This window comes from Streptococcus hyovaginalis DSM 12219 (assembly GCF_000420785.1).
Lineage (GTDB): Bacteria > Bacillota > Bacilli > Lactobacillales > Streptococcaceae > Streptococcus > Streptococcus hyovaginalis.
Map to the genome: position 1 here is coordinate 23,066 of NZ_ATVP01000013.1, position 19,974 is coordinate 43,039.

The following is a 19,974-nucleotide window of genomic DNA, read 5'->3' on the forward strand; positions in this document are numbered from 1 at the left end:
TCTCAAAAGAGCCTTGTTTTTCGATACTTCAAGAGAGTTGAAGTCATATTGATTAATTATCGGTTGAGCTATATTGTAGGGTTAAAACATAAAGAACGTGTTTTTACACACGTTCTCTATTCCTTTAATAAGCCCATTCCCCTGCTAGGACTATCCAAACGACTGCTAAATACCCGTATACTTTCTCAGACATGTTCAATTACTCCTTATTTACCTTTGTAATCGTAAGCAATTTCGATAATTTCTTTAAGTTCTGAAATTAGTGGTTCTTTAGGATTAGCGGTTGTACATTGGTCTTCATAAGCTTTTTCAGCAAGACGGTCTGCATCAGCTTTCAATTGGTCTTTTGTCACGCCTTGAGATTTCCAGTTCATCTCAATACCAACGGCTTTACCAAGTTCGTAGACTTTACGAGCAAGCTCTTCTGCTAACTCAGCATCAGTTTTCCCTTCAAATCCCATGAAGCGTGCAATGTCTGCATAATCTTTTTCCGCGCGGAAGAAGTCATATTTAGGGAACATAGCATGTTTTTGAGGGTCTTTGGCATTGTAGCGAATAATGTGTGGCAAGAGGATAGCATTAGTACGTCCGTGAGGAATGCCCCATTCACCACCTACCTTGTGAGCAATAGAATGACAGATACCTAAGAAGGCATTAGCGAAGGCCATACCAGCCATTGTTGAGGCATTGTGCATTTTCTCACGTGATTCTTCTGTTGCTTTTTTAACAGATGTTTCAAGGTTTTCAAAGACTAATTTAATGGCTTGAAGTGAGAGCCCACGAGTGTAGTCGCTAGCCATAACTGATACATATGATTCGATAGCGTGAGTCAAAACGTCCATACCAGTATCAGCTGTAACGCTGGCTGGTACACTCATAACAAGTGATGGGTCAACGATAGCAATATCAGGTGTCAAGGCGTAGTCAGCAAGTGGGTATTTGGTGTGGTCATCGCTATCAGTGATAACAGCAAATGGCGTTACTTCTGACCCTGTACCAGACGTTGTTGGAATACAGATAAAGGTTGTTTTTTCTGCGTAAGGAATCTTGTAAGTCCGTTTACGGATGTCAAGGAATTTTTGTTTAGCTCCAAAGAAGCTGACGTCTGGATTTTCAAAGAACATCCACATAGCCTTAGCAGCGTCCATAGCTGATCCACCACCGAGGGCAATAATGGTATCTGGTTGGAAGTTATTAAAGAGTTCAAGCCCTTTATAAACAGTATTTGTTGATGGGTTTGGCTCAACGTCTGAGAAGACTTCTACTCTTGGATTATTAGGGTTAAGTGACAATTGTTTACGAACAAGATCGGCATAACCGAATTGAACCATACCTGGGTCACAGACCAACATCACTTTTTCAGCTTTGATTTGACGAAGGTAGGTGATTGAGTTTTTTTCAAAGTAAACTTTTGGTGGCAATTTGAACCATTGCATGTTATTGCGACGCTTTGCCAATGTCTTAACGTTAATCAAGTCGAATGCCCCCACGTTATGTGAAATTGAGTTGTGACCATATGAACCACAGCCTAGTGTCAATGATGGAATCATTTCATTGTAGATGTTACCGATACCACCTTCAGCTGATGGTGAGTTAACAAGCACACGACAAGCTTTCATACGGATACCATATTGGATTTGAAGGTCTTCATCTTCTGTATGAATAACAGCTGTGTGACCAAGTCCACCAAGATCAAGCATAGCGGCTGCTTTATCAAAACCGTCTTTAACACCCTTTGATTTGATGAGGGCAAGAACTGGTGATAATTTTTCACGTGAAAGTGGGTAGTCTGGTCCAGCATCTTTGATTTCGGCAAGGATAATTTTTGTTCCTTTAGGAACTTTTAAGCCTGCTAATTTAGCAATTTCTTCTGCTGATTTACCAACAATTTTAGAGTTAACGGCTGTTTTAGCTTCGTTAAGAACAGCTGCTTCTAATTTTTCAAGGTCTGATTTTTTAGAAATGATGACACATTGATGTGCTTCAAATTCAGCTTTGACATCATCGTAAACCTCTTCATCAACGATCGCTGCTTGTTCTGAAGCACAAATCATTCCATTATCAAATGATTTTGAAACGATAATATCGTTAACAGCACGTTTGATTTTAGCATCTGCTGCGATGTAAGACGGCACATTACCAGCACCAACCCCAAGGGCAGGTTTACCAGTTGAGTAAGCCGCTTTAACCATGCCAGGTCCACCAGTGGCAAGAACTGTCGCTACTTTAGGGTGATTCATCAAAAGTCCTGTTGCTTCAATTGATGGTTCTTCAACCCATTGGATACAGTTTTCAGGTGCACCCGCTTCAATCGCTGCATCACGAACGATACGGGCTGCTTCAGCTGAAGATTGTTGAGCTGATGGATGGAAGGCAAAGACGATTGGATTACGTGTTTTCAAGGCAATAAGCGCTTTGAAAATCGTTGTTGATGTAGGGTTAGTTGTTGGTGTTACTCCGCAGATAACGCCGACTGGCTCTGCGATAGAAACAAGTCCTGCTTCTTTATCTTCTGCGATGACACCTACTGTTTTGTTGTCTTTGATGGCATTCCAGATATATTCTGAAGCGTACATGTTTTTAATGGCCTTATCTTCATAAACACCGCGACCAGTTTCATCAACGGCCATTTTAGCCAAAAGCATGTGTTTATCAAGAGCTGCAATAGCTGCTTGGTGGACAATGTGGTCGACTTGTTCTTGGGTGAAATCAGCCATCGCATCTAAAGCGACAACCGCTTGATCAGCTAAACGATCAATGATTGCTTGTGTATCGCTTACTTGTACTGTTTCAGTTACTTCGATTGTTTTTGTTGCCATAATAGACTCCTTTTAAGACATTAACTTTTTATTTGTTAAATGTTTCACAATTAATTTACATGTTAATTATATCACAAGAAAAAATAATGTAAAGTGTTTTGTGAACTTTTTTTCAATATTTTTATTTTTCTCTTCTTTTCTAAAGATCCTTTAGCAATAAGGGGTTATCCACTTTTAATTTTCTATAAATAAAACCCCTCCCAAGTAATTAGGAGGGGTCATTGATATCAGAATTGGCATTAACATATCAGTTGTTATATTTAAAGCTTTTTCCTTGGCTTAACCAAAGTTAGAAATCTACTGACTTTACAGCTAATAGAAAGGCATGTTCTCATCCTTTACGCTTCAACTGTCTTGCTTTGTTGGCTCTTTCGTAAATCATGGCCAAGGAAAGTATGCCAACAAGAGGTATTAAGATATCTCTGAGAGAGAAAGTTAGAGTTCCTTTTAAAAAGATATAGAAGACAATTCCGATAAACAGGATAGGTAGGATGAGTCCCAAGTACTTGTTGCCACGATATCCTGCGAAAGTTTGAAAACCGATGATGCCCGCAATTATTAATATCACTACTGTGTTAGTCATTAAACTGCTCCTTATTTTCAATGATGCCTTTGTCCTAACTTAAGCTTAAGAGCCTTGTTCATCAATAACATGACTCGTCTGTTTCAAAAGAATTTTCTAAACTCTAAAAACCTTATGACAACTCCAACACTATGCTGGTATCATGAAGCCTAGATTAAGGTATTACTTCACTTCGACTTTAGCAATAATCCAATAATAGACTGAGATAAGCGCTAATAAGATCAAAACTCCAATACCCTTGTAAGCATAATCTGGTAACTGTGACAGGGTTTCAAAGATTACTGGCAAACTATCACGCAATATTAAACCAAACATGGCTACTGCTATTCCACCCAAGAAATTGATAGCAAGAAGGATGAAGATAAGTTTCCAACCCCATTTGTAAATAGCAAATCCAAAGATAGCAATAATAAAACAACCAGTAAAACTAGTCCCGAATCCTGACAAGAAATCCTGCCAAGATGGTAAGTGCTCGTTCTCAGCAAAAAAGGAGAAGAAGTTCGACACTGCGGTTATAATAGCGTAAATGAAGAAATTAGCAATGAAGTAGTTCTTGCGTTTATTACCAAATCGCAAAGCTGAGTCAAAATCTGACATCCCATCTGTAAAAAAGACAATGATTGTCCAAATAGAGAAGATACTGGATATAAATTGTAAGGTACCATTAATCCAAGAAGCTCTTTGGATATCAAAGGTGCTATTATCACCAAAAAGGAGGGCTAGCACTATAAATGAAGCTGCAATAAGTGCAAAGACAAGCATAATCAGTGCCGCTATTTTTAAATGATCTAAAAGTTGCATACCTCGTAGTTTTAACGTTCGTTTCATGATTAGTCCTCCACTAGATAATTAAAGAGTGTCTGTAGGTCGTAATAGCCGACTTGTCCACCTTGTCCAGTCACTTCTCGGATATCTTTCTCAGTGATCGTATCAAAGAGATAAGTTTCTGTCGTGCTTCCCAGTTGACGTTGATGAAGGATATATTTGTTAGGAAGTTCTGCATTCGTTAAGCGAACTGCCCTAGATTGAACGTCCTCAATATTAGCATCAACCAATAAAGCAGTCTCTTTAAGCATAATGACATGGGTCAAGTAGTTTTCAACTTCTTGAATCAAGTGCGTTGACAAAATAATGAGACGAGGATGTTGCGCATAATCCTCTAACATAGCGTCAAAGAACTTCTGACGATTGACAGAATCAAGACCATTCGTAGGTTCGTCAAAGACGGTAACCGTTTCTCGAGTTGCTAATCCCAAAATATTGTAAACCAATGTTTTATTACCTGTTGATAGTTTCTTGATTTTGAGCTTTGGATCAAGATTAAAGCGAGCAAGAAGTTCTTCGGCAAAATGAGCATCAAACTTTGGATACATGTTTTCATAATAGCGGATTAGTTTTGTGATTTTCCCTTGAAAAACACTATTATAATCAGACACATCACTTGTTACAAAGACGATGTGGGCTAGATCAAAACTAGTGCTAACACGACCATCATACGAAGCAATCATGTCATTTATCAATTTCATCATGGTTGTTTTCCCAACACCATTGCGTCCTAAGAGACCGTAGACGCCTGCCTGATCTTTAAATTCTAAATTAATCTGTTGCAAAACAACTTTTCGGCCATACTTTTTAGTAATCTCTTCTAACTTAAGCATTCTTCTCCTCCTTAATCATCTCAATCAAGTGATCCAGTGAAATATCTAATCGTTTGGCTTCTTGTAAAAAGGCGGGAAGCATTTGCTGACTAAAAGCTTGTTGCCTTTTTGCAATAATCAAATCTCTAGCTTCTGCTGTTACATACATACCCATTCCTCTTTTTTTATATAGAATATCTTGATCAACTAGATCGTTAAGCCCCTTACCTGCCGTTGCAGGATTGACTTGCATCATCTTGGCAAATTCATTGGTCGATGGCACTTTGTCATCAACCTTGAAATGGCCACTTAAAATCTCATCTTCAATAAATTGTGAGATTTGCATGTAAATGGGTACCGATTCGTTCACATCTACACCTACCTTCTTTATCTTAAATAGCTACTTGGTTTTGCGGTTAATTACTTAAGTAACTAACCATAGGTTAAGTATAACCCATAATTCCTAAAATAACAAGGACTTTTTTTAAATTTTTTCGTGTTCTCAATTCTAGATTTAATAATAACAGCTAATGTCGCTAAGAGACAGGCTTCTTATAACCGTATGTAAGAGCAGTTAAATAATATAAAAAACAATACCAATAGTAGGAGAAGCTCCTAAAATTAGTATTGTTAATTTTAGTTATTTTTTTGCTGGTTGCTTAGCCACTCTTTCGACTGCTTTATTGACGGTCGTGACGTACAGATCTGCACCAGCTGTATCCGCATCTGAGTAGTGAACCCCATCTGTGCCACCCCAAATTTCAGGATGATCGAGAGCAGCCTTGTACCAGTCCGCCACCTCGACATAATCGTATTTCTTGGCTAGTTTGAGCTCATAATCGCGGACAGCCTTAACATCACCCATGGCTTTGGCATTATAGGGTGTCACAAAGACCAGGCGATGACCTTTGGGCAAACCATCAATATATTTTTGCGTTTCCTCTTCATAACCTGCGGTTGAGTTGACTCCTACAGCGATAACAACGGTCTGAGCCAAGCTCCCAGTATCGGCTTGATTTTGAAAAATAGCATAGGCATCTTCAAAATTACGACTGACTGCCGCATCTAGCTGAGCTTTTGGCATGATTTCAGCAAAGGCATTCTGAGAACGCAAGGCTACTGAGTCACCAATAATGGCAACATCACTAAGGGCATCAACATCTCCAGCGGTTACCATATAGGATCTGGTGATATTATTTTGCGATTGTTTCAGAGAATTGACTAAGAGATCAGACTCAAATTTGCCCATTTTGGGTGCCATAGCACTCACAATGACTAGCAAAAGCGCTAAAGCAGAACCAATTCCGACTAGGATTTTCCAGTAAGGTCTTAGATCAAACTCAAGTCCCCAAATCTTAGGCTGCTTGCCGGCAATAAAAGGTTCCAAAACATAGAAAGAAAGGCTAGAGAACAAAATCGAGAAAAACATCGTAAGCAATACGGCTAACCAGTTCGACACGAGCTGACTAAAAATGACGTAGAAAGGCCAGTGGAAAAGGTAAAGACCATAGCTGATATCTGCAAAAAAGTTGATCATAGCAGGTTCTTTAATATTTGGTGTTTTTTCATGTAGCACTCGTGCTGAATAAATCATTGTAGAAGCGAAAAGAGTCGCTAATACAAAACCAAATAAAAAGGTTAGAAGATTGTCAAATGCTAAAACAAAGGTCAGCAATAACAGCATCAAGAAACTGCCAACAAAATACAGTATCACACGTTTTGTGGACCAAAGTTGACTATTTTTCTTGAAACGGTTAGTCGCTTCTGAAACCCCAGAAATCGTTGCAAAGATCGCTCCTAGAAAGAAAGCGAAACTATGACTGATCGTTGAGTAATAAATCAGAGAAAGATTTTCTGTAAAGAAGGCTCTTATAAACATACTCAAAAAGCCTAAACCGAACAAGACGGCTGAAACAGCAAAAATAGTTCCTCTAAATCTTATCGGTTCGAGCTGACGTTTGGACAATAACCACATGGCAACAGCCCAAATAATGTAAAAATGAACCTCAATTGCCAGACTCCATGTATGTACAAAAAGATGAGGGATAAACTGGCTTTCATAACTACTTCCCGTGAAAATTTCATACCAGTTTGTTGTAAATCCTAATGTTGCTGCTGCTTGTTTACCAATATCCGCAACAAAATCTGATTTGACAAAAAAGGTAAATGGTATGGTGACCAAAACCATCAGCACTAAAGGAGGAACAATCCGATAAAAACGCCGTTTGAAAAATCCTAAAAGATCAAATGCCTCAGTACGACCATACTCATCAATAATCAATGCCGTAATCAGGAAACCAGAAAAGGTGAAGAAGATGTCAACTCCAATAAAACCGCCTGGAAATTGCGCCTTAAAAAAGTGATACAGAAGAACTAATAATAACCCTGTCACCCTGACCAACGAAAACCATTTTATTCTCATTTTTGATAAATCCCTTGTTTAAACTTGCCCTTATAAGTTTTGCCATTCGTTGTTTTCAAAGTCCCTTGACCATCTGGTTGTCCCTTTTTGAACTCACCTGTATAGGTCCATCCTTTTTCAGAGGTATAAGTTCCTTGACCACTGAAAACACCATTTTTAAAGGACCCTTCATAGGTATCCCCATTCTTGTATGTCAACTTCCCTTGACCATTCATACGGTTATTGGCAATTTTACCACTGTAAGTGATGCTACCATTATCGTAAGTTAAAGTACCTTCGCGCTTTATTGGAATCATAAAAACACTCATACCCAGGATAATGATAATAACGACAGTCAGTAGTTCTACTGTACCTCGTGTTAGCTTGATCTTTTTGATGTCTTCAATCAGTTGCTTCATACGACTCTCTCTTCGTTTTAAGATAATGTTGCCAACCATGCCCGACAGCCTTGATAAACAATAGCGTAAGTTTCTTCAAAATCACCTGTATACCATGGATCTGGAACGCCACCTTCGCAAAAAAGATGAATTTTTTGGTCAAATTGACCATTTGACAAGCGACGTAAATCTGTTACATTTTGGTTGTCCATGCCAATAATTACATCAAAATTGGCCAAATCCTCTCTTGTCACCTGCTGTGAAGTTTTATTGGGATCAAACCAATACCCTTTACTCTGCAAAATAGACTGTGTGCCAGTATGTATGGGATTGCCATGCTCCCAAGATGATGTCGCCCGACTCTCAACCTGCCAATCTGCACCAACCAGTTCCTTCATAACAAACTCAGCCATAGGGCTGCGACAAATATTACCAAGACAAACAAAACAGACTTTTTTCATAAGAAACTCCTTAGTAACATTATAACAAAAAAGTAACAAGGAAAATACCCAAATAGTGGGGGAATGCCAATAAAATAATCATAATAATCCTCTCCTATAGTCTCCACCATTCAACAGCTCCTATATTAATATTTAACTTTAATTGTACAACTAATAAGACTAAGAGAAATGCAACTAACAATATTTTTCGAACAACTTTATTCATTTCAGACTCCTAAAATTTTAATAAATTTATCTTAAGAAAAATTTCAGGAAATAAACATGTCATAAATGTCATGGAAATTTTACCAAAAAGTGAGTGTATATATTCAATACACTCACTTTTTAGTATCCTTGTTCCATTCAACAATAAGTTGTTCTTCTAAGTACTTATCATCTGTCATTTGGGCAAATAGCAATGCTTTATTATAGCTATCTTTTGCACGAGATTCATTTTCTTCAATACATAGCTGATATTTCCACTCTAAGATTTTTTGTATTGGTAACCGACTAAAATCCTTTGTTCTTTCCATAATATGATCTATCATCTTAAGGATTTCTTCCATCTTTGTTAAACTTTTATTTTTTAGCACAAGAGCATACATTGTTATCAGTACTTGATTAAGAATAATTAATTCATCTATAGTGAAGTCCTGAAACTGATTTTTAAAAGACTCAAATAGACCATCATAAAAATATTCGTCTGAAAATTCTCCGTTAAATCCTTCTAAATCTAAGTATGTTAAATATAAATTTATTAAAACTAGATCATTTTCATCAAACCGTACTTTTCTCTTTAATTGTTCAAAATAGTCACCTAGAATACCTGCACCAAAATTGAAATTTTCTGTAACAAGAGAATCATGCGTTGCTTGCAAGGTATCTATTACTAGTTTTTCAACTTCTGGAAGATTATCATAATACTCTTCATAGATCAGATCAAAATAATTTTCTTTTGTAGCCAAGCGCTCACTATCTGAATAAGTTGGAATTTTTATGATGTAGTGTTTTAATTTTAAATACTCTTTAGGTAATTCCAAAGTTTCACCATCAGTTAAAATACTCAACATGATATTCAGTCGTTTCGCTATAAATATAGCTTTTTTTAAATTTGGTAGAGAGTCACCTAGCTCAATTCTAGCCAATTGACGAACTGACAATTCAGATTCATCTTCACAAAACTCTTCTCTAGTCATTCCTTTATCCATACGTAATTGTTTTACTTTTATTCCAAAATTCTTTAACATATTACCCCCTTTCCTTTTCATTATATCATTTATTATTTAGTCTATTTTCATTTTTTAAAATTTTCCACAAAAAAACCTCGTTGATAGAGGTTTTTTATTGTCTTATAATCCTAGGCGTTCGAAAACGTCATCTACGCGTTTTGTATAGTATACAGGATTGAAGAGTTCGTCGATTTCGTCTTGTGTGAGGAGCGATGTAACTTTTTCATCTGATTCTAACAATGGTTTAAAATCGACTTGGTTATCCCATGAATGAGCGGTTTTTGGTTGTACCAAATCGTAAGCTTCTTCACGCGTCATTCCTTTTTCAATCAGCTTGAGCATGACACGTTGGCTGTAAATCAAACCAAAGGTTGAGTTCATGTTACGAAGCATATTGTCTGGGAAAACGGTCAAGTTTTTGACGATATTCCCAAAACGATTGAGCATGTAGTTGATCAGAATAGTTGTGTCTGGTGTGATAATACGCTCTGCAGAAGAATGAGAGATATCACGTTCGTGCCAGAGAGCAACGTTCTCATAGGCTGTGATCATATGTCCGCGGACAACACGTGCCAAGCCAGTCATGTTTTCAGAACCGATTGGATTCCGTTTGTGTGGCATTGCTGAGCTACCTTTTTGGCCTTTGGCGAAGAATTCCTCCACCTCACGCTGCTCAGATTTTTGAAGCCCACGAATCTCAGTTGCCATGCGCTCGATTGATGTCGCAATGCTTGCTAGCACGGCAAAGTACTCCGCATGGAGGTCACGAGGCAAGACCTGAGTTGAAATCTCTTGTGGACGAATGCCGAGTTTACCACAGACATACTCCTCCACGAATGGTGGGATATTGGCAAAGTTACCGACTGCACCTGAAATTTTACCAGCTTCAACGCCAGCTGCTGCACGCTCGAAACGCTCTTGGTTACGCTTCATTTCGCTGTACCAAGTAGCCAACTTAAGACCAAAAGTTGTTGGCTCAGCATGAACCCCGTGTGTACGACCCATCATGATGGTCATCTTGTGCTCACGCGCCTTGTCAGCCACGATATTTGTAAAGTTCTCAAGGTCTTTACGGATTATGTCGTTGGCTTGTTTGTAAAGGTAGCCGTAGGCTGTGTCCACCACGTCGGTTGAGGTCAAACCATAGTGAACCCACTTGCGCTCTTCGCCAAGTGTTTCAGACACGGCACGCGTGAAAGCCACCACGTCATGGCGTGTTTCTTGCTCGATTTCCAAAATACGGTCGATGTCAAAATCTGCATTCTCACGAATTTTCGCCACATCTTCCTTAGGAATTTCTCCCAACTCAGCCCATGCCTCATCAGCGAGGATTTCCACCTCAAGCCAAGCACGGTATTTATTTTCTTCACTCCAAATGTTCGCCATCTCAGGGCGAGAGTAACGTTCGATCATAGTTATGATACAGAGGGCGTTAAGAAAGCGAGAGAAAAATAGGAAACTGACGCTGTGTGCTTGCACACAAGGAAGTTTATCTTTTTTCCGACGCTTTTAGCCCGAGTTCAAATACTCGGTAACACCCTCACTCCTTTCTTTTGTGTCTTAAGATTTTGTGATTTAAGGAAGTCCGTAGCCCGTATTCAGTTCAACGAATACGAGTACCCTTGTTCCTTTCTATAATTTTTTAAATTTAGTTCCTTAGATTTCTAGGAAAGGCGGTTTAGCTTCTTACGAGCTTTCCGACCGGGCTCAGTTACACTAACTCGTACCCGTTCCTTTCTGTTGTTTTTTTGATTTATTAAACTTATCTTCTTCTAAACTTTCTAGATTGGATAAATTAAACAAATATAATAAGCCTGTTTAAATTTAGTAAACTATGAAATTGAAGTTCCAATATAAAGAAGTATTAGTTAAAAATATTTTTTATTTTCACTATCATTCTTTGCAAAAATGGCATCTTATCATTTAAAAAGATAGTCACATTGTTTTTATCTTTAACCCCACTATCTTCACCACCTTCTACACTTGTAGTAAAGTAAAAATTGAACTTAGCATATTGTTTATTTTGTGAATTCTTATAAATGCTGTATGAAGATTTTTTAATCTTCTTTTGAATTAAGCGTTCCAAGTTTTCCTTTGAAAAAAGCAAAACTTGGAATTTTTTTTGATATGGTGTGATAAAAGCATAATATAATATCGCTTCAGATAATTTTAGGTTGTCAATAGTAATCTTTTTAGATTTTGTATCAATATCCTTTAATTGTAGATCAATTGAATGCCAACTTTGCCATCCTCTATCAGAAACATATGACCTAGGTTTCTTAGTTTTCATTTCTTCATCAGCATAATTAGAGCTATACCTTACCGATACTTCAGAGTCCTTTATTTCCAAATCTTTCTTTTTATCAACAATTTCAATTGCAACTTTATCTTTCTGAGCCTTTGAATTGATAAAATTTTTATCTGTAATCTCAAGTTCAAAATACTCTACGTCAAAAGAATCAAAAAATTCAATTGTATCTTCTGGGCGTCTATCTAAAAATTTTTCACTCATACTTTATACTTACTCCTCAACAATTCTAAATCCATATTTTGATTCCAAGTCATTTTTATTTACGTTAATATTACTGAACAAAATAGAAGAACGGACAAATCTACATGATTTTAATATTAAATCAGCATCACTTAATAAAAAGTAGTTAAAATTATCTAAGTCAATAGTACATTTCTCAAATCTAATTTCAGGCGTTCCCTCCATCCGACCTCTATTTAGATTTTTCATTTTTGAAAAATCAATATTTTGAAAAGATTGCAACTCACTTAAAAAATTTGTTTGTATTCTTAAATCATCTCTGTCAAATGTAGTAAAAATATACGATATGATTTTCTCTCTTAAAAGATCTGCTTTCATTTGATTTTCTTGGGTGCCGTCAATCTTTGATAATATAATGTAGAGTTTTGACAAATCAATTCCATAAAAATTATTATCCAAATTTACTATTCTTTGACTATATTTCGAAAGATAATTAAGAAATTTATCAATTTCCATTAAAAGAGCAACTTCAGAATTCGACTTCTGCTCTTTATCTATAATTTTTATATATTTTTCTTCCAAATTACCTTGCAAATTTAAAAATACATCTATTTTGGTCTGATCATTCTCAAGTCTTTTACCCTCTAAGTCATTCATCCAGACATATAACGTAGGAAATGCAACAATCCAAATAGCCATAACATTACCATCTGAAAAAATTTCTTTCATACTTTTTCCAGTTACATAAATCAGTAACATAATTCCAAGTACTCCCGGAATTATAAGTTTTAATAAACTGACTACTATTCTCTTCTCTCTATTAAGCATATTCTTCTGAAAATATTCCTTTCTATAAATCATTAATGCTAGCATAACTTTACTTTCAAAAACTATCACATACTTTTTACGACTATAGTCAGTTTTCTCTTAATTTAAAGCAAGTCTACATACAAGCGACAACTATAAATGTTGATATTTAGAAGCAAAGTGCATAGTAGCTCTTTGCTCACTCTCTGAAGTTTTTTATACTTTATTTTAACTTCTTTAATATTTCCTTTTCATCCCTTGTATAAAAGGTACAGTTCTATTTTTTTATCATAAATTCCTAATAAACATCATCATTCTTAGTCAATTTCTTTACAAAATACAAATTAAATCCCCAGTAATAATGGACAATGTCTATCCTGACCAAAAAAACGAATTAATGATACCATTTACTAAAGCTTTATAAAGTACAACAAAGACAATAATATTAAATAGCAACTTTAAATTCTACTGAGTTAACCTCCAATATAAATCATAATAGTCCGAATTAAAATCATTCCTGTATTTTAACGATTGTTTGATTTTCTCTAATACACATAAATTTCATGAACATAGTCTATTAATATATTTGAAATAAGTTCTAAGCCTACTATACTACTGATAAAGGCAATAATTAACGTTAAAATAAGAACAAAAGTATCCAATTATCAACCGACAACACCCTCACAAGTGATATTTACTACAAACAAATTCAAAGACAGTGTTTTATCATACTTAGCCTTTCAATAAAAGCATGAAGCCTGTATCCAATTTTATTGAAAAACAGTCCCTTCCCCAAACTCCACTTCATCTTCCTTCAACACCGTCACATGTCCCATTTTGCGATTGTGTTTCGCTTCTAGTTTACCATAAAGGTGGAGGTGAGCGCTAGGGTTGTTCTGTACATAGGTTTGGGCGGCTTCCACATGTTGGCCGAGGACGTTGAGCATAACGGCTGGCGCATGTTGATGGATTTGAGGGAGTGGTTGTCCCAAAATACCCAAGATATGGGTGTCAAACTGCGAGAAGTCACAAGCCTCGATGGAGTAATGCCCTGAGTTGTGGGGGCGTGGTGCGATTTCGTTGACGATGATGTCATCTGCTGTGGCGAACATTTCCACACAGAGGGTTCCTGATAAATCCAACTGTTTGGCGATTTGTAAAGCCATTGATTTAGCCTTTTCCGCTAGTTGATTAGAGATGCGAGCAGGTGCAATGGTTTTTGATAGGATGTTGTTGCGGTGGATGTTTTCTTGAACTGGAAAGACGGTAAAATCAGCTCCATTGCCCGACACAATCACTGAAATCTCCAAGTCGAATGTGACGAATTCCTCCAAAACACAAGCCGTTGAGTCCGCCAAATCACGGGCTTGGGCTAGATCTTCTGGAGATGAAATAACCACTTGCCCATGGCCGTCATAACCACCTGTCGATGTCTTGAGGACCTGCTTTTTGGTCAAGCCGATGTCGTCCAAATCCGCGCTTGAAGTCACAACCTTGTAAGGTGCCACGGCTACGCCAGCTTTTTGAGAGAGGAATTCCTTCTCGGTGATACGGTTCTGACAAATACGCAGGAGGTCCGTTCCTTGAGGGAGTTGATTGCCTGTCACGACGGCATCCAGACTATCCGCGTCCACGTTTTCAAACTCGTAAGTGAGGACGTCGCAACGCTCTGCCAGCTCACGCAAGGCTTCAACGTCGTCATAGGCTGCCACGATGACTTCAGACACACGTGAGGCTGGGCAATCTGCGGACGGATCCAGCGTGATGATCTTGTGCCCCATGTAGATGGCTGAAATCGCCATCATTTGACCTAGCTGACCGCCACCAATAATCCCGATTGTCTTAGTTGAGTTCATCTGTCATAGCCTCCGCGATTTTTCCTTGCTCCTCTTGGAAATGGCTGAGCTGTTCAGCGATTTTGCTGTCTTCGATAGACAAGATCCGTAGCGCTGTTAAAGCAGCATTGGTCGCACCTGCTTCGCCGATTGCCATGGTTGCGACTGGCACACCACCTGGCATTTGGACAATGGAATAAAGAGAGTCCAGTCCTGAAAGAGCACGTGATTTGACCGGTACACCGATAACAGGAAGGGTTGTTTTTGCAGCTACCATGCCTGGCAAATGGGCTGCACCACCAGCTCCTGCAATGATGATTTTGATACCACGGTCGCGCGCTTCTTCTGCATGCTTGAACATGAGGTCGGGTGTGCGGTGGGCTGAAACAACTTTTTTCTCGTAGGAAACTTGGAATTTATCCAAGATGTCTGCTGCTTTTTGCATGGTTGTCCAGTCGGAGCTGGAGCCCATGATGATAGAAATAATAGGTTTCATAATTATAATTCCTTTTTTGGTATTTTTCTTAAGTGGTACGGACGGCAGAGACCCCCTTCGGAGTTCCTTGACTAAGTTTTCAGCCTAAGGTCTCAAAACTTCCGAGACAAACAATCATTCCATGATTGTTTGTCTTTTTACCACAGCGAAAAATACCGGCTTTGCGAGGTTTCGCCTCGCTGATTCAGTTGTGTTTCTAATCCTTAATCGCTTTGCTTCCGATGTCGTTTCGGTAAAAGAGTCCATCGGTGTTTTGATTGTCTAGTTCTTTGTAGATTTTTTCCTGCGCAGCTTGGACGGTGTCTGCTGTGGTGACTAGCATGTAAACACGTCCACCGCTTGAGAGCAGTGCTTTGCCATTTTCCGCAAAACGCGCACCGGCGTAATAGGTAACAATATCGCCAGAGGTCTTGTCTGGTAACTCAATGCCTTTCTCGTAAGCGAGAGGATAACCTTCAGAAGCGACAACCACACCGAGAGTCACACCATCTTCAAGCCAAGTGATGTCAGGAGTCTTTTTATCCAAAATGTCTATAATGTTCTGCGCAAAATCAGAGGTCAGACGAGGCAGGATAATCTGCGTCTCAGGGTCGCCAAAACGAGAATTGAACTCAATGACTTTAGGACCTTGGTCGGTCAAAATCAAACCAGCATAGAGAACGCCAAGATAGGGACGTCCTTCGGCAATCATGCCTTGGAGGGTGGGCTGGATAATGGTCTCCACCGCAGTATCAAGCACGCTTTGAGATAGATGAGGAACCGGCGCATAGGCACCCATACCACCAGTGTTTGGCCCCTCATCTCCATCAAAAGCACGCTTGTGGTCTTGGGCTGTTGGCAGGATGTAGAAGTTCTCGCCATTGACAAAAGCAAAAAGAGAAAACTCTTCTCCGTCAAGGAATTCCTCGATGACCACACGGGCACCAGAATCGCCAAATTTATTATCCAAGAGCATCTCACGCGCTGCTTCAACTGCCTGCTCGACCGTTTCTGCCACGACGACACCCTTGCCTAGCGCTAAGCCGTCCGCCTTGACCACGATAGGGGCGCCCTGCTCCACGATGTAGGCTTTTGCTTTTTCAAAATCGGAAAATGTGCCAAAAGCTGCTGTTGGAATGCCGTATTTGACCATGATTTGCTTAGCAAAATCTTTTGACCACTCCAGCTCCGCGGCTAGACGACTTGGTCCAAAGGCCTTTAGTCCCGCCTCTTCAAAATCATCGACGATGCCTGCTGCTAAAGCATCGTCTGGACCAACAAAAGTCCAAGCAATATCATTTTCTTTAGCGAATGCAATCAGCTCTGAATGTTCGGAAATTCCGATTTCAACCCTTTCCAGACCGTCCAAGGTCATCCCGTCATTTCCTGGAGCCACAAAGACCTGAGAAACCTTTTCAGATTCTAATAATTTCTTTGCGATAGCGTGCTCACGACCACCCGAACCAACGACCAACACTTTCATAACACAAAATACCAAGAACGACCAGAAAGTAATCTACTTTTAGCAAAACAGTACTGTATATGTAACAATCCCATATTTCACCAAAAGCAGCAACTTCTAATCGCGTTCAATCCCTTTCGTTTAACGAATTTATATTAACTATTGTAACATATTTGTTCGTAATTCAATGTGTTTACCTGATAAAATTTGACCCTTGAGTAAAAAAGTTCGTTTCATAGAGATTAGCCTCATAAACTATACCATCATTGCCACCATTTCAGATGGATAATTTTCTATAGTGGGAGCAACATGGTCTAAATAATATAAAAAACCACCGGTACAAGCCGGTGGTTTTTAGGAGATTATGAAAAAGTTATTTAGGAATAAGTACATTATAAATATGCTTGCTTAAAATTTCCTAAAATAAGTCTGGGAAACATCAGCTTTTTACAGCTAATAACTATCCGTTAAATGAGACATGGACATGGTCATAATGATTAGCCGTCACACCGCCACGATCAGGCATTGGATTCCAGGTGTAAGCTGGTCCGTAGATACTATTGTATGGTGCGTAGAAACGTTGTTTCCAAATAACATAAGAAATGCCTCGACTAGACATATTATTAATGGCATCTTGTGCCACTTGATCACCTAAAGATGAGCTAACTGGTACCATAAAGTCTACTGCCAAACCTTTACCATGGTCATCAGAGCCTGGGCGATACAAGCTGAATGACGTGATACCAAAACGGCTAGCAACTTCCTCTTTGTAAGCTGCGACTTGTGGTTGAAGCCCTGCATTTGCAGCATTTGTACTTGCTGATGTTGCTGATTGAGTTGCTGTAGATGTAGCAGCTACCTGACTTTGATTGGCTGCTACACTTGCTGAAGTACTAGCTACGCTCGATGAAGCTGTTTGAACAGTGCTCGTTGAGGTGCTAGCTGTAGCTGACACAACCTGGGAAATGGCCTGACTAACCGTCGTCATCGATTCGGAACTTGCAGCACTTGTTGAAGTAGCTTCTAAAACTTGTGAAGAGACATTAGCGATTTCTGGTAATGCTGCTGATTCGGAACTTGCTGTAGACGTTGTCACTTCTTCTGAGCTTGCTTCTAAATGATTTTCCGAGCTTGGTGTTGCTTCTAAGGCTACTTCAGACGAAGCTAAAAGATTTTCACTAATTTGATCTGATGATTCAGATGATACCTGGTCATCTGTCATAGAGACTTCTGAGCTCGATGTAGCTGACTCTAATACTGCTTGACTTGATTCACTTGTAACTGCCTCTACAGGAGCTGTTAAATCATCAACCTGAATAGTTTCATCGGCCACAGTAACTTCATTCGTTGTCAAGTCAGCTGATGCTACAACTGCTTCTTCGTTAGCAGATGGCGCTTGAATTTCCACTGAAGTCACCTGGTTATTTTGGTCAACAGTTGTTTTTAAAATGGTTTCTGGAAAAATTAAATCCAAGTTTGCAATCTGATTGATATTAGCAAGGACATTCATGTCGATACCCATCGCTTCTGAAATGGTACTAAGAGTGTCACCATACTGAATAACATAGGTTGACGATTCTTGACGGTTTACAATATCTGATTTGATTTCATCCACTGTACGTGGTGTCCAAGATACTTCGTCAGCTTGCGCAGCTATTCCCGAAAATAGAGAGAGGGTTACGGTTGATGCCAAAAGAACTTTTTGATTAAATTTCATTTTAGTACTGCCTATTCTTTTTTATTAACTCATCCATAGTAACATACTTTTCTTAATCCAAAAGCCTTTGGAAGGCACTTTAAATAAACTGTTGTGCGCTTGTAATATTAGACTTTTTTGTTACACAAATTAGCTATTTTGTCATTTTCTGTCATGATTTTCAAAAAAAGTCAATCTCTTCCTTCGAACTTTCGAATAGGTAAGCAGGAGGAAATTGAATGACATTTAAATCTAAGTTGGCATCTGTAAGTGCACTCACACTCATCTTGGCGGGAACAGCTCTATCAGCTGGAGCATCCTCTGCTCAGGCTGCTGTTTTAGGAGATAACTATCCCCTTCAGTGGAAGTCTGGATGGGGCCCTGATACCTGGGGCATGTACAAACGGCAATGCACATCATTTGTTGCTTTTCGATTAAGTTCAGCTAATGGCTTCACACTTCCCGGGGGCTACGGTAATGCTATTACATGGGGGAGTGTCGCACGCAGTCAAGGCTATCGTGTCGACATGAATCCTGCTGTTGGGTCTGTGGCCTGGTTCGGCAATGGCGTCAATGGTGCAGGGAGTTATGGCCATGTCGCCTGGGTAGCCGAGGTCAATGGAGATATGGTCACTATCGAGGAATATAATTTTGATTCCGGTCAAGGACCAGAAAAATATTGGAAACGAACCTTCCATAAAAGTAAGGTGTCTGGTTACATCCACTTCAAAGACTTGACAACTTCAGCAACCAAATCCACTACACAAACAACCGTGACTGCTTCACCAGTTGCTATATCTTCAAGTGGCACCTATCAATTTACCAGCCGTGCTTCTATTAAAGGAGAGCCAAAATTCTCTAGTCCTGAGCTAGCTTACTACGATAAGGGACAATCTGTATTTTATGACAAAATTTTAGAAGCAGATGGCTACAAATGGATCAGTTACATGAGTTCAAGCGGCTTAAGACGCTATATTCCGATCACTAAATTAACCAACACAGTGACAGCCACACCCGTGACTACCCCTCAAACGAACAACAGCTCTCTAGCATCAAGCGGGAACTATCAATTTACTAGCCGCGTTTCTATTAAAAATGAACCAAAAATATCAGCCACAGAGGTTGCCTACTACGATAAAGGACAATCTGTATTTTATGACAAGGTTTTAGAGGCAGATGGCTACAAATGGATCAGTTACATGAGTGGAAGTGGCGTAAGACGCTACATCCCCATTTCAAAATTAACCAATACAACGCCAACAACTTCAGCCACGACAGCATCGTCTAAATCAACAGATATCGCCGTTGGCGATTCCGTTACTCTGCCAGGTACTTTTAAAGTCACGTCTAACGTTAGTGGAGGGTTCATTACAAGCAGTGATTTAGCAGGTAAAACCCCCACCTCTCTTCACTATATCGATCCCACCCCAGTTGTAGAGACTGATAAATCCGGAAAAACTTACGGAGATCAAGTGCTTTATCCAGGAGAATATTTCTCCATTCCTGGTAAATATAAGGTCACTAAAGTTAATACTACAAATAATACTGTCAGTGTCAAAATCGGTAGTCGAGACACTTGGGTAGCTACAACCAAAGTAGTCAAATAATAAATGGTTATTCCGTTTCCATCACCCTAGCATTATTCATTATCAATAGCAGCTAACAGTACCAATACCCCCTCTATTCTACGGTAGAGGGGCA

General features: G+C 39.0%; 17 protein-coding genes. 1 reads left to right on the forward strand and 16 read right to left on the reverse strand.

Going from position 1 to position 19,974, the window contains the following annotated elements; genetic code table 11:
- Positions 1-206 precede the first annotated feature (206 nt).
- The 16 genes from adhE to G574_RS0108895 all read right to left on the reverse strand — a co-directional run bounded on the left by adhE (position 207) and on the right by G574_RS0108895 (position 18,294).
- A complete protein-coding gene (gene adhE / locus G574_RS0108810) occupies positions 207-2,819 on the reverse strand; it encodes a bifunctional acetaldehyde-CoA/alcohol dehydrogenase (RefSeq protein WP_029691875.1) in 2,613 nt (870 codons plus the stop codon).
- A gap of 331 nt (positions 2,820-3,150) precedes the next feature.
- Entirely contained in the window at positions 3,151-3,402 is a 252-nt protein-coding gene (locus tag G574_RS0108815; protein ID WP_037590716.1) for a hypothetical protein, read from the reverse strand.
- Between the two features lie 162 nt (positions 3,403-3,564).
- Positions 3,565-4,230 (reverse strand): hypothetical protein, encoded by a 666-nt coding sequence (locus G574_RS0108820; RefSeq protein WP_029691877.1) that lies wholly within the window; start codon positions 4,228-4,230, stop codon positions 3,565-3,567.
- A 2-nt stretch (positions 4,231-4,232) separates the two neighbouring features.
- Positions 4,233-5,060, reverse strand: coding sequence for an ATP-binding cassette domain-containing protein (locus G574_RS0108825; RefSeq protein WP_029691878.1), 828 nt, complete (start codon positions 5,058-5,060; stop codon positions 4,233-4,235).
- Positions 5,053-5,409, reverse strand: coding sequence for a GntR family transcriptional regulator (locus G574_RS0108830; protein ID WP_029691879.1), 357 nt, complete (start codon positions 5,407-5,409; stop codon positions 5,053-5,055). Before G574_RS0108830 ends, G574_RS0108825 begins: the two co-directional genes overlap by 8 nt.
- A gap of 270 nt (positions 5,410-5,679) precedes the next feature.
- Positions 5,680-7,461, reverse strand: coding sequence for an acyltransferase family protein (locus tag G574_RS0108835; RefSeq protein WP_029691880.1), 1,782 nt, complete (start codon positions 7,459-7,461; stop codon positions 5,680-5,682).
- The gene (locus G574_RS0108840; RefSeq protein WP_029691881.1) at positions 7,458-7,859 is read right to left on the reverse strand and encodes an MORN repeat-containing protein; all 402 of its coding nucleotides are present in this window, start codon (positions 7,857-7,859) and stop codon (positions 7,458-7,460) included. Before G574_RS0108840 ends, G574_RS0108835 begins: the two co-directional genes overlap by 4 nt.
- A 17-nt stretch (positions 7,860-7,876) precedes the next feature.
- Entirely contained in the window at positions 7,877-8,299 is a 423-nt protein-coding gene (locus G574_RS0108845; protein ID WP_029691882.1) for a low molecular weight protein-tyrosine-phosphatase, read from the reverse strand.
- Positions 8,300-8,616: 317 nt separating this feature from the next.
- Positions 8,617-9,525 (reverse strand): helix-turn-helix domain-containing protein, encoded by a 909-nt coding sequence (locus G574_RS0108860; RefSeq protein ID WP_029691883.1) that lies wholly within the window; start codon positions 9,523-9,525, stop codon positions 8,617-8,619.
- A gap of 102 nt (positions 9,526-9,627) precedes the next feature.
- Complete coding sequence (gene purB / locus G574_RS0108865) at positions 9,628-10,920, reverse strand: adenylosuccinate lyase (protein ID WP_029691884.1); 1,293 nt, start codon at positions 10,918-10,920, stop codon at positions 9,628-9,630.
- Positions 10,921-11,371: 451 nt separating this feature from the next.
- Positions 11,372-12,019, reverse strand: coding sequence for a hypothetical protein (locus tag G574_RS0108870; protein WP_029691885.1), 648 nt, complete (start codon positions 12,017-12,019; stop codon positions 11,372-11,374).
- 9 nt (positions 12,020-12,028) lie between these two features.
- On the reverse strand, positions 12,029-12,895 hold the full coding sequence (locus G574_RS0108875; RefSeq protein WP_037590718.1) for a hypothetical protein: 867 nt from the start codon (positions 12,893-12,895) through the stop codon (positions 12,029-12,031).
- A gap of 680 nt (positions 12,896-13,575) precedes the next feature.
- A complete protein-coding gene (purK, locus tag G574_RS0108880) occupies positions 13,576-14,661 on the reverse strand; it encodes a 5-(carboxyamino)imidazole ribonucleotide synthase (RefSeq protein WP_029691887.1) in 1,086 nt (361 codons plus the stop codon).
- Positions 14,648-15,136 carry a 5-(carboxyamino)imidazole ribonucleotide mutase gene (gene purE / locus G574_RS0108885; RefSeq protein WP_029691888.1) on the reverse strand — a complete coding sequence of 163 codons (489 nt, stop codon included), beginning with the start codon at positions 15,134-15,136 and terminating at the stop codon, positions 14,648-14,650. Before purE ends, purK begins: the two co-directional genes overlap by 14 nt.
- A 196-nt stretch (positions 15,137-15,332) precedes the next feature.
- Entirely contained in the window at positions 15,333-16,598 is a 1,266-nt protein-coding gene (purD, locus tag G574_RS0108890) for a phosphoribosylamine--glycine ligase (protein WP_029691889.1), read from the reverse strand.
- A gap of 439 nt (positions 16,599-17,037) precedes the next feature.
- On the reverse strand, positions 17,038-18,294 hold the full coding sequence (locus tag G574_RS0108895; protein WP_029691890.1) for a LysM peptidoglycan-binding domain-containing protein: 1,257 nt from the start codon (positions 18,292-18,294) through the stop codon (positions 17,038-17,040).
- A 218-nt stretch (positions 18,295-18,512) separates the two neighbouring features.
- Here G574_RS0108895 and G574_RS11665 point away from each other — a divergent pair, with 218 nt between their 5' ends.
- Positions 18,513-19,880, forward strand: coding sequence for an SH3 domain-containing protein (locus G574_RS11665; protein ID WP_037590720.1), 1,368 nt, complete (start codon positions 18,513-18,515; stop codon positions 19,878-19,880).
- The last annotated feature ends 94 nt before the right edge of the window (positions 19,881-19,974 follow it).

Coding starts and splice junctions, on each gene's coding strand:
- G574_RS0108835 (WP_029691880.1), bottom strand. CDS start 7,461: ATGAGAATAAAATGGTTTTCGTTGGTCAGGGTGACAGGGTTATTATTA.
- G574_RS0108820 (WP_029691877.1), bottom strand. CDS start 4,230: ATGAAACGAACGTTAAAACTACGAGGTATGCAACTTTTAGATCATTTA.
- G574_RS0108840 (WP_029691881.1), bottom strand. CDS start 7,859: ATGAAGCAACTGATTGAAGACATCAAAAAGATCAAGCTAACACGAGGT.
- G574_RS0108870 (WP_029691885.1), bottom strand. CDS start 12,019: ATGAGTGAAAAATTTTTAGATAGACGCCCAGAAGATACAATTGAATTT.
- G574_RS0108825 (WP_029691878.1), bottom strand. CDS start 5,060: ATGCTTAAGTTAGAAGAGATTACTAAAAAGTATGGCCGAAAAGTTGTT.
- G574_RS0108845 (WP_029691882.1), bottom strand. CDS start 8,299: ATGAAAAAAGTCTGTTTTGTTTGTCTTGGTAATATTTGTCGCAGCCCT.
- purB (WP_029691884.1), bottom strand. CDS start 10,920: ATGATCGAACGTTACTCTCGCCCTGAGATGGCGAACATTTGGAGTGAA.
- purD (WP_029691889.1), bottom strand. CDS start 16,598: ATGAAAGTGTTGGTCGTTGGTTCGGGTGGTCGTGAGCACGCTATCGCA.
- G574_RS0108895 (WP_029691890.1), bottom strand. CDS start 18,294: ATGAAATTTAATCAAAAAGTTCTTTTGGCATCAACCGTAACCCTCTCT.
- G574_RS0108815 (WP_037590716.1), bottom strand. CDS start 3,402: ATGACTAACACAGTAGTGATATTAATAATTGCGGGCATCATCGGTTTT.
- G574_RS0108860 (WP_029691883.1), bottom strand. CDS start 9,525: ATGTTAAAGAATTTTGGAATAAAAGTAAAACAATTACGTATGGATAAA.
- G574_RS11665 (WP_037590720.1), top strand. CDS start 18,513: ATGACATTTAAATCTAAGTTGGCATCTGTAAGTGCACTCACACTCATC.
- adhE (WP_029691875.1), bottom strand. CDS start 2,819: ATGGCAACAAAAACAATCGAAGTAACTGAAACAGTACAAGTAAGCGAT.
- purE (WP_029691888.1), bottom strand. CDS start 15,136: ATGAAACCTATTATTTCTATCATCATGGGCTCCAGCTCCGACTGGACA.
- purK (WP_029691887.1), bottom strand. CDS start 14,661: ATGAACTCAACTAAGACAATCGGGATTATTGGTGGCGGTCAGCTAGGT.